This is a genomic window from Sporosarcina sp. USHLN248 (assembly GCF_037144575.1).
GTDB lineage: Bacteria > Bacillota > Bacilli > Bacillales_A > Planococcaceae > Sporosarcina > Sporosarcina contaminans.
In genome coordinates this window covers 67,454-75,574 of the sequence record NZ_JBBCZC010000015.1, presented here as the reverse complement: position 1 = coordinate 75,574, position 8,121 = coordinate 67,454, and the positions used below count along the sequence as shown (strand labels likewise).

The window sequence follows — 8,121 nt, the reverse complement described above, 5'->3', positions numbered from 1 at the left end:
AATAGAAGCTAATATTACGAGATAAAAAGGCCTTTTTCCGTTAAAATAACTTCATAATTGACAAAAGGGTTGGAAATCAATTCGATTTCCAACCCTTTTGTCTACAGTCTGAGCTTTCCGTTTTTAAACGGAGAGCTTTATTTTTTGGAGAAGAGGGAATAGCGGAGATAGATGTAACAAAAGTGGAAATGCTAAAGAACAGGTTATGATGACATTAATTGAATAGGAGGTACTAAAATTGTCGAAGAAAGTCATGAGAACGGAAACAGATACTTGTTCCATAACGGTCTATAGCGACGGATTTGCTTTGGTGAAAGACAGTCGACAGCTTCCCCCGATCGACAAGGATGGCATCGTCCATTTTGAGAACGTTGCTCGCCGGTTGGAGCATGATTCAATCATTGTAGAAGGAATTGAAGTAGAAGAGCTTGAATATGCATATGATTTGGTAGATGAACGCAAGTTATTCGAGAAATATATAGGGCGTCAGTTATTAGTTCGTGATTCGTATTCAAAAGCGGACCGTCCTTACACGCTTTTGCGCATGAGCGGTCCTCTTATTATGCAAGATGTAGAGACGAAGGAAATCGTTGTGAACCCGAAAGGTGAATTACGTTTTCCAAATCTTGAAGATGACTTACACCTTATTCCAACATTGGTTTGGAAAATGTCTGATCAAAGGAAAAAAGAAGTATGTGTTTCCTATTTGACGGATGGCGTTTCGTGGAAAGCTGATTATGTTATTTCATTAAACGGCGACAGCTTTGATCTTTCTGGTTGGCTAACGATGTCGAATTATTCGGGTGCTGATTTTTCGGATGCGAAATTACGTCTAATTTCAGGGAAGTTGAATAAAGCAGGGAATCTGACGGATGAAAAAAGCTCGGAATTATCATCTAAAAAACAAAATAAAACGGAAACCTATTCAAATTTCCACACATACACGTTTCCAAATCCGGTTACTCTTGAAGATGGACAGGAGAAACAGCTCCGGCTTCTTTCTTCAAATGGCTCTAAGGCAAGGATCATTTATGAAATTAATGTTCAAACCGATAATCCAGATATTTACATTGAATTCGACAACACGGCTGAAAATGGTTTAGGCTACGATCTACCGGAAGGTATATTTAAAATGTACCGTACAAATCCAGATGACGGCAGTGCTGAATTTATAGGAGAACATCGCATCTCACATACAGAAGTCGGTCAAAAAGTTCGCTTAAAATCGGGAGAGGCTTGCGATATTGAGGTGCAAAGCAAGAAGTCAGGAAAATATAAGGAGGGTGGATACGAATATACAGAATACGAATACAAAATTTGCAATACGAAGGAGATTCCTGTCGAGGCGATGGTTCGGCAAGAAGTACCCGGCCATCTATGGACTGTAGATGAATCAACGCATGAATGGGAGAAAAAACGCGATAAAATTATCTTACCTGTTCATGTGCCTGTAAATCAGGAAGAGACTGTGAAATTTACAATTCGACATGAGCGCTCGGCGAGAAGATCAATCGGTTTCTGATGGAGAGTTTACTTTGATAGATTGCCTACTGTTCAGATTGATGAATCTGGATGGTGGGCATTTTTGTGTGCGAGTGATTTATGGGTTTCTGGATGAGTTTATGAGTGATGTGGAGAAATTTATGAGTTTTTTGTGTGGGTTATGCGTGAGTTAGGTGAATTTATGAGTGGTGTGAGTGAATTATGCGTTTTTAAATGGGTTTATGAGTGTCTGGATGGATTTATGAGTTTTCGCATGATTTTATGAATGGAGTGAGTGGCATTGTGCGTTTTTAAATGGGTTTATGAATGGTTGGATGGATTTATGAGTTTTTGGATGTGTTTATGAGTGGTGTGAGTGAATTATGCGTTTTTAAATGGGTTTATGAGTGTATGGATGGATTTATGAGTTTTTGGATGTGTTTATGAGTGGTGTGAGTGAATTATGCGCTTTTAAATGGGTTTATGAGTGTCTGAATGTATTTATGAGTTTTCGCATGATTTTATGAATGGAGTGAGTGGTATTGTGCGTTTCCGAGTAGTGGGTTGGCGTGGTAAGATGTTTTTTCGAGGTGTAATAGTGTTCTGTAGTAATGTAAATAGCTTGGGAATGTCAATTGGAAGGGATAATGTTTATTCACATGTGGATAACTTGTACAAAGAGTTTGTCTTTTCGGAAATTATGAACATATTAACTGTTTTACCCACAATACATTGTGAATAAGTAAGGGTACGGGGGAGTTATCCACATAAGTTGTGATCATATTTGTGTTTTTTTGGACGTACACTCAATTATGTAAACGTGCAACTTAACGTATAAGGGAGGCGTCCTATCGGTTTAGAGGCTTTGGCTAATTGCGGATAGTTGCCGCTTTTATTACAATGGATAGGGAGAGCTTGATGGACAATTGGATTGGGGAGATTTTAGGAGAGTATGGGTATTTTGGCGTTTGTTTGTTATTATTAATTGAAAATGTTTTTCCCCCAATTCCGTCTGAGGTTATTTTAACGTTCAGCGGATTTGCAACGACCTTTACAAATATGACGAAGACTGGTGTTGTTTTGGCCGCTACAGCGGGTTCGGTAGTAGGTGCGATGGTGTTGTACAGTATTGGCTTGTTTGTAGATGTGAACAGATTAGAGAAAATCGTAGAGCGATGGGGTTCTGTACTTCGTTTAACGAAAAAGGATATTCGGAGGGCGGAAAAATGGTTTGACCGATATGGACCATGGACTGTGTTTTTCTGTCGTTTAGTGCCGCTTGTGCGAAGCCTTATTTCAGTTCCAGCGGGAATGGCTAATATGAATTTCTTCTTATTTATTTTGCTGACGACTATCGGAAGCCTTATTTGGAATACCATACTCGTTTACGCAGGATTTGCGGTTGGCGATAATTGGGAAGTCATTGTTCATTATATGGATATTTATTCAACCGTTGCGTATGGCGTGTTGGCAATTAGCGGTTTGGCGGCTGTAATTTGGTACATCCGTTTCCGCAGAAAGAGAGCTTAGTGAACTATGGATTTATTTGAATTATTGAAAGCGTTGATTTTAGGATTTGTTGAGGGGATGACGGAGTTTGCCCCTGTTTCTTCAACCGGACATCTTATTATCGTTGATGATATGTGGTTGAAAACGGAAGAATTTTTAGGGAAATACCCTGCCATTACATTTAAAATTGTCATTCAATTAGGTTCGATTTTGGCGGTTGTTGTTGTATTTTGGAAGCGGCTCTTCAGCTTAGTCGGATTGTATAAAGTTGATGGTCAAAAGATGAGTGAGAGTTTTAATTTAATGCATGTCATCATTGGCATGCTGCCCGCTGTCGTTTTCGGCTTTGCGCTGAAAGACTTAATCGACGATTACTTGTTTGGCGTCAAGACAGTAATTTTTGCTTTGATTGCGGGAGCGATTTTAATGCTTGTGGCAGACCGTTTTGGCCCTAAAAAGCCGAAAGTGCAATCTTTGGACCAAATTACATATAAACAGGCATTGACGGTCGGAATGGTGCAATGTCTATCGTTATGGCCAGGATTCTCTCGTTCCGGTGCTACTATTTCGGGCGGTGTTCTTTTTGGAATGAACCATAGAACTGCTGCAGACTTTACATTCATAATGGCGGTTCCAATTATGGCGGGAGCGAGCCTTGTTTCCGTCGTGAAAAACTGGGAGTATATGTCGATGGACCATATTTCCTTTTATATTGTCGGATTTTTGAGCGCGTTCGTCTTTTCATTACTATCAATCCGCTTTTTCTTGAAGCTGATTTCGCGCATTAAATTGGTGCCATTTGCCATTTATCGTATTATATTAGCGCTTGTATTAGCGGCAATCGTTTACTTGTAATCAATGGGCTCCTTCTTAATAGAAGGGGTCTTTTTTTCTTATAAAACAATTTGTTTTGTGTTACATGTTGTTGAAGGTATAGTATCAGTAAGAATAAAAAAGGAGTGATGCTTAATGGCTACAGCAACTGTTTATACGACAAGTACATGCCCGTATTGCAATATGATGAAAGACTATTTGGAAGAGCAAAACATTCCATTTACTGAAGTGAATGTGCAAGAGGATGAAGAGGCGCAACGCAAGTTGGTTGAGGAAACTGGTCAAATGGGTGTTCCGCAAACAAAATTGAACGGCAAGTGGATTTTAGGATTTAACCCGGCTGCCGTTCAGGAAGCATTAAAAGGTTGAGATTGTTGAATAAGCGATTCTTTACTTGCAAGACATGTAATATGTTTGATGATGAGAAAGAAAGATTTCCACAAATATGCATCGGGCATATTGCAATGCTGCTGACCGGGTTATTCCTTGTTTGTATGCAATGGATGCAATAAGCAACGCCTCCAATGATTAAGTCGTTGGAGGCGTTGTTTTGTTTACCAGAAGTGCAATGTAAAATAGGACAGCATCTTGAAAGCTCGTAGGATCGAATCCGGTCATTTCTTTAATTTTTCTAAGTCGATTCGTTACTGTGTGTCGATGAGTTCTGAGTCGATCAGCAGTTAAAAGGACGGATTGATTGTTGTCGTAATAGCATTGTAATGTTATGATCATCTGTTCATTTAATCCCGACAAGATTCTGTTGGAGAAGTGGCTGCGGCTTTCAATGGACGTTTCTTGCAGCAAAGATCTCAATTCAATATCTGTATAATAAACAATTTCCTGTACATCATGCCCGTAGCGGATTGCTTGTTTGGCGGATCGGTAAGAATCGGGGATCCCCATTAATTCTTCTGCGATGAGTCCTATGCCAATTTTAACGGTTTCATCATTTTGGAAAAGGTGCAGGATTTTCTTTAATTTCATTTCTAAAACGGTAGGATTCACGTCCGACAGAAGTAGAAACAGTTCATTGAACTTCGAATAGCCGATTAGAGCGGTGTTTCGCTCAAAAATTTCCTCCAGCTGCTCGATCATTCTTTGAGGTGAAGGCGGTAAGCTTTTCGTTTGAATAAATACTGTTAAATAAGGACCTTCCATCTTAAACTCCAATAAGGAGAGCCTCTCGACGACGAGTGGGGAAAACGTTTTTTCACTCGTCAATTCTTCAAAGACTAATTCTTTTATTTTTCGTTTCCATTCAGCCTCAGATGTTATGAGAGATTGATGCACCATCATTTCGGTCGTCAATTGGACGAGTGTTGCGACGTCTTTTAATTCGTCAGCTTTACCAGTGATTCCAACGACGCCAACCAATTCATTTTTAAAACGAATCGGCAAATTTGCGCCGATTTTCGTACCATGCCATTGCTCTAAATTCTCTTCAGTTATCCAAAGCGGTTGACCGGTTTGCGCAACATGGGCTGCTCCTTCATGAATCCTGTTAATACGCTCTGACTCTCCTGAAAATAAAATCATTCCGTTCGTATCCATAATGTTGATGTTTTTATTTAAACGGACCATTGTCTGATGAACAATCTCCTCTGCCAATTGCTTTGTAATCAATAAATTATCCTCCATGTATAAATTTAATTGTGAATTTCAAGGTGTATTTATACTTGTAGTATACTGTATTTTTTAATAGTTATCATATAATTTAATATAGTTAGTCGATTTGGTTTTCATTCACCATAGAATGCGATTAGTAGAGAGGTGTTTCAGTTGAAAATCATTATAGCTCCAGACTCATTCAAAGGCAGTTTGACAGCAATTGAAGCAGCCCGTGCGATGAGGGAGGGGATTCGCGAGGTAGATCCGGCAATTGAAACAATCCTTATGCCGGCGGCGGATGGCGGAGAAGGAACGATGCAAAGCCTTGTTGACGCGACAGGTGGAAGATTTGTCGATGTTAGCGTGGAGGATCCTCTTGGCAGGGCGGTAATGGCATCGTACGGAGTGCTTGGAGATGGTAAAACGTGTGTCATTGAAATTGCCGAAGCGTCAGGTCTTACTCGTTTACATACGGATGAATTGGATCCGATTGTCGCATCATCATATGGCACCGGCATGCTGATTGCTCATGCAATGGATGCAGGTTATCGAAACTTTATTATCGGTCTTGGCGGAAGTGCGACGAACGATGGCGGAGCAGGCTTGCTGCAAGCGCTTGGCATTCAATTTTTGGATAAAGAAGGGAAAGAGCTTCCAAAAGGGGGAGGTGCTTTACAGAAAATCGCTTCAATTCATATGGAAAATTGGGATCCCCGTATTGCACAGTGTGAATTCACAGTTGCATGCGATGTTAGCAATCCTCTTGTCGGACCTAACGGGGCTTCTGCAGTTTTCGGACCGCAAAAAGGTGCAACAGAGAAAGACATTGCATTATTGGATCGGAGTTTGCAGCGTTTTGCAGATTTGATTGAAAAAGAGACGGGCATTGCTCTCCACAATAAAGCAGGAGCAGGTGCCGCGGGTGGAGCAGGGGGAGCGTTCCAAGCGTTTTTCAATTGTGTGATGCGGCAGGGGATTGACGTAGTGTTAGAGGCGATCGAATTTGACAGGTATTTGGACGATGCTGATCTTGTTTTGACGGGGGAAGGGAAGACAGACATGCAAACGTTGTCTGGAAAGACACCTATTGGGATTGCTCAAGCTGCACGGGAAAAAGGCAAGCCGGCAATTCTTATTTCCGGAATGATCGATGAAGAAAGCCGAAGTGAGGTAGCTCCATATTTTACGGAAATTCATGCGATTGTGGATGGAGGCATTTCTCGAGAAGATGGAATGGAAGAAGCTTTTGTTCATTTAAAAGAGAGGACTAAGAAAGTGATGGAACGAGTCATCTATCAATGAAAAGGGGTGTAGGGAATGTTGTTGTTCATGATTTTGCTAAGTGTCATTTTAATTGTCGTGTTCACAGCGGTATTTAAGGTCCATCCGTTTTTATCGTTGCTATTCGGTGCATTTTTTGTAGGCATCACTTCGGGCATGCCGCTCTTGACAGTTGTGGAAAATGTGAATGATGGTTTTGGCGGGCTAATGAAAAATATCGGGCTCGTCATTGTAGCTGGAACAATTATCGGCGTCATTTTAGAAAAGTCGGGTGCTGCTTATCGAATGGCAGAAGTTGTTTTGAGGTTAATTGGCGAAAAAAGGCCCCAATTGGCGATGTCGCTCATTGGATATATTGTGTCGATACCGGTCTTTTGTGATTCGGGCTTCATCATTTTATCCAGTTTGAAAAAAGCTTTAGCAAAGCGGGCGAAAGTAGCGATTGCATCGATGGCGGTAGCGCTTGCAACAGGGCTTTACGCTACGCATACGTTAGTTCCTCCAACGCCCGGTCCGATTGCGGCTGCCGGAAATATCGGAGCTGAAAATTATTTAGGTATGCTCATCCTTATCGGGCTGATTGTTGCTATTCCGGCAGTAATTGTCGGATATTTATGGGCGGTCAAAGTTGGAACGACAATTTCTGTTCCAGAAGATACAGTAGATGAAGGACTTGATTATGATGAGATCGTCAAATCGTTTGGTAAAATGCCATCAACCTTCAAAGCGTTTTTGCCAATCGTCCTGCCGATTGTTCTTATTGGGATCGGCTCTGTAGCAAAGTTAACGATGGATGAAGGTGGCATGTCTAATTTCCTGCAGTTTTTAGGAGCTCCGACAGTCGCTTTGCTCTTTGGCGTATTTGCTGCATTCCTTTTATTGCCGAAATGGAATGAAGAGACCTTGACGTCCTGGATCGGGGATGGATTGAAAGAGGCAGCGCCAATCTTACTGATTACCGGCGCGGGCGGTGCATTCGGAAAAGTCATCTCTAATTCTGGCGTTGCCGAATTAATTAGTGACATGAATTTCGAATCAATGGCAAACGGTGCTTTCTTCCTGCTCATTCCATTCTTCATTGCCGCAGCGTTAAAGACAGCACAAGGCTCTTCCACGGCGGCATTGGTCATTGCTTCAACACTTATTGCTCCGTTATTGCCGGTGATGGGAATTGAAGGCGCCATCCCGCTCGCGCTTGTCGTCATGGCAGTAGGGGCAGGTGCCATGACGGTCAGCCACGTCAACGACAGCTTCTTCTGGGTCGTCACTGAATTCAGCGGCATGAAAGTGACAGACGCCTACAAAGCACAGACGATGGCGACTTTGCTGCAAGGCGTTACAACAATTGTCGTTACGATGTTGCTTTGGATGATACTTGTATAATAGAAGGAACGGTGATTGTCAGGA

Annotated in this window: 7 protein-coding genes; 6 read left to right on the top strand and 1 reads right to left on the bottom strand. The window is 41.6% G+C overall.

Features of this window, described 5'->3' with window-relative positions:
* Window positions 1–238 precede the first annotated feature (238 nt).
* From WFH04_RS08145 to WFH04_RS08130, 4 genes are all read left to right on the top strand, one after another.
* Window positions 239–1,522, top strand: coding sequence for a DUF4139 domain-containing protein (locus tag WFH04_RS08145; protein ID WP_336823573.1), 1,284 nt, complete (start codon window positions 239–241; stop codon window positions 1,520–1,522).
* Window positions 1,523–2,400: 878 nt separating this feature from the next.
* Window positions 2,401–3,012: a DedA family protein gene (locus WFH04_RS08140; protein WP_336823572.1), complete on the top strand. Its 612-nt coding sequence runs from the start codon at window positions 2,401–2,403 to the stop codon at window positions 3,010–3,012.
* 6 nt (window positions 3,013–3,018) lie between these two features.
* On the top strand, window positions 3,019–3,846 hold the full coding sequence (locus tag WFH04_RS08135) for an undecaprenyl-diphosphate phosphatase (protein WP_336823571.1): 828 nt from the start codon (window positions 3,019–3,021) through the stop codon (window positions 3,844–3,846).
* 114 nt (window positions 3,847–3,960) lie between these two features.
* Window positions 3,961–4,194: a glutaredoxin family protein gene (locus tag WFH04_RS08130; RefSeq protein ID WP_336823570.1), complete on the top strand. Its 234-nt coding sequence runs from the start codon at window positions 3,961–3,963 to the stop codon at window positions 4,192–4,194.
* Between the two features lie 159 nt (window positions 4,195–4,353).
* Here WFH04_RS08130 and WFH04_RS08125 read toward each other — a convergent pair whose 3' ends face one another.
* Complete coding sequence (locus tag WFH04_RS08125) at window positions 4,354–5,448, bottom strand: CdaR family transcriptional regulator (RefSeq protein ID WP_336823569.1); 1,095 nt, start codon at window positions 5,446–5,448, stop codon at window positions 4,354–4,356.
* Between the two features lie 156 nt (window positions 5,449–5,604).
* On the opposite strand from WFH04_RS08125, the gene WFH04_RS08120 reads away from it, so the two are divergent.
* The gene (locus tag WFH04_RS08120; RefSeq protein ID WP_408020177.1) at window positions 5,605–6,735 is read left to right on the top strand and encodes a glycerate kinase; all 1,131 of its coding nucleotides are present in this window, start codon (window positions 5,605–5,607) and stop codon (window positions 6,733–6,735) included.
* Window positions 6,736–6,750: 15 nt separating this feature from the next.
* Window positions 6,751–8,097 carry a GntP family permease gene (locus WFH04_RS08115; protein WP_336823567.1) on the top strand — a complete coding sequence of 449 codons (1,347 nt, stop codon included), beginning with the start codon at window positions 6,751–6,753 and terminating at the stop codon, window positions 8,095–8,097.
* Window positions 8,098–8,121 lie beyond the last annotated feature (24 nt).